This is a genomic window from Thermococcus sp. (assembly GCF_027012695.1).
Taxonomy (GTDB): Archaea; Methanobacteriota_B; Thermococci; order Thermococcales; family Thermococcaceae; genus Thermococcus.
In genome coordinates this window covers 1-1,354 of sequence record NZ_JALUYR010000136.1, presented here as the reverse complement: position 1 = coordinate 1,354, position 1,354 = coordinate 1, and the positions used below count along the sequence as shown (strand labels likewise).

Annotated in this window: 2 protein-coding genes; both read right to left on the bottom strand. The window is 54.4% G+C overall.

Features of this window, described 5'->3' with window-relative positions; translation table 11 throughout:
- A partial coding sequence (gene cas1b, locus MV985_RS09090) for a type I-B CRISPR-associated endonuclease Cas1b (protein ID WP_297465531.1) occupies positions 1–837 on the bottom strand: 837 nt, incomplete at its 3' end.
- A gap of 9 nt (positions 838–846) precedes the next feature.
- A partial coding sequence (gene cas4 / locus MV985_RS09085) for a CRISPR-associated protein Cas4 (RefSeq protein ID WP_297465529.1) occupies positions 847–1,354 on the bottom strand: 508 nt, incomplete at its 5' end.

Genomic DNA, 1,354 nt, shown 5'->3' with positions numbered 1-1,354 from the left:
GTAGTGCTCCAGGACGAGCTTCATGCCTTCTTTTGTCAGCAGGACGCCGTTGAGTTCACTCCGGAAGTGTTCTTTCCTGATTATCCCCTGCTTTACCAACCGGGTCGCTATTCTGTCCGCTATGACCGGCTTGAAGATTTCGCTCAAGTCCAAAGCCAAGGAAAACCTTCGCTCGCCCGGCTCGTGGAGGTAGCTCACCGTCGGGACCAGCTGGGTGTTGTAGAGCTCGCTCACTATGGTTGCATAGAGCCTGGAGTTGAGGAAGCTTATAAGCGCGTTCATCTCGTTCTCCGGCGGCCTGCGTGTTCTTTTTCCTATCCTGAAACCCTCGGGCAGGTGCTCGTCCCAGCGGGAGTAGTACTCCTGCCTGATCCTCGCCTCGACGTTCATAATGTCCGTTATTTTGCGGGCTTTCTCCAGTTCGCCCAAGAGTTCCTTCAGCTCCTCGGAGAAGCCATCGGTCACCTTCCAGCGCTTCAGATTGCGCTCCATGTTTAAAGCTGAGCCTTTGACAAAGAGTTTCGCCAGTTTCAGCCTCTTTTCCCTGTTGAGGTAGTGCTCGGCCTGCCTGATGACCAGATCCCCGGAGTTGAGGCTCTCCCTCGGATAAAATGAGCCGTCGTAGTAGCCGTAGTGGTTGAAGAAGTGAACCGCTATCCCTTTCTGGGCTAAGAAATGCAATGCCTGGGAGCTTATGTTCACGTGGCCGTAGACGTAGATGTCGTATATTCCTTCCACCGCAAGCGGTTTTCTGCCCCGGGCGTTCTCGAAGTATAGGGTGTTCTCCCTCCGGAAGAGGTTTCCGTCCGAGAGGAGGGTGAGGGAGCGCTTTCTCATGCTATCACCTCAAACCCAGCACAGCTCGTAGTAGGCGCACTTCTTGCACTTCTTTGATTTGACCGGCTCCGGTGGAGTGGGTAGTGATTTCACCCTCCGGACTTCGCGTATTGCATCTTCCACTTCCCCCTCGCGGTCGTCGAGCGAAACCTCCCTCGTCTCGTTGAGCTTGGGATAGTGAAGAACCGCCTTCGCTTTAATGCCGAGCCGCTTGAGGTAGTAGAGGTAATAGAGAGCCTGCATCTCGTGGGCCTTCTCCATTGATTTTCCGAGCTTGACCTCGTGAACCTCTATGACGTCCCCTTTCCGAATGAAGTCTATCTTTATGCTCCCTATCTGGACCTCCTTCTCCTCGTTGGCGTAGCGCCTCTCGTGGAGGAACCTTCCGAGGTCTACCCACTCGCTTTCCCCCTCCATCGTAATGCCGTGTGAGAAATACCAGAGCTTCGTTGGGCAGATGAAGAGGTAGTTGATTTCGGTACCACCGATGAGGAGCTGGTCGAGGGGGTATTCTTCG